The following is an 817-nucleotide window of genomic DNA, read 5'->3' on the forward strand; positions in this document are numbered from 1 at the left end:
GTCCAAGGGCGGCAGGGCGGTGGCCGTGAAGGTGGTGCGGCCCGAGCTGGCCGAGGACCGCGAGTTCCGGCAGCGGTTCGCGCGCGAGGTCGCGGCCGCGAGGCGTGTGAACGGGGTGTTCACCGCCGGCGTGGTGGACGCGGACCCCGAGGCGGACCCGCCGTGGCTGGCGACCGCCTACGTGCCGGGCGTCTCGCTGGACACCGCCGTCGCCCTGCACGGTGCGTGGGAGGCCTCCCGGGTGACGACCTTGGCGGTCGGGCTGGCCGAGGCGCTTGAGGCGATCCATGGCTCGGGCCTCGTCCACCGTGACCTCAAGCCGTCGAACGTGCTGCTGGCCGCCGACGGTCCCCGCGTCATCGACTTCGGCATCTCCACGGCGGCCGAGGCGAGCGTGATCACCCGGACCGGGGTGGTGATCGGGACGCCCGGTTTCATGTCCCCGGAACAGCTGACCGGCGAACCCGTCACGGCCGCCGGTGACGTCTTCGCGCTGGGGGCCGTCCTGGCGTTCACGGCCTCCGGCACCGGCCCTTTCGGCACCGGTTCGGCGCAGGGCCTGCTGTACCGGGTCGTGCACGCCGAACCGGACCTGGCCGCGGTGCCGGACGCGGTGCGCGGGCTGGTCGGCAGGTGCCTGGCCAAGCGGCCGCAGGACCGGCCGGGCGTCGGCGAGCTGCTGGCCGAGCTGACGGATGCGACGACGGACACGGCGGGCGCGGCAGACGCGGCTGACGCGGCCCGTACGGAGCTGCTGTTCGCCGGCGCGGCGTGGCTTCCGCCGGCGGTGGCCGCGACGGTGCGGCAGGTGCGGGAC

At 75.5% G+C, this 817-nt stretch carries 1 protein-coding gene; it reads left to right on the forward strand.

Going from position 1 to position 817, the window contains the following annotated elements; all coding sequences use genetic code 11:
* Positions 1 to 817, forward strand: an 817-nt coding sequence (locus tag ACOV8S_RS31020; protein WP_448321819.1) for a serine/threonine-protein kinase, incomplete at both ends; no start/stop codon positions are given.

The sequence above is a fragment of the Streptomyces sp. CO7 genome (assembly GCF_053474865.1).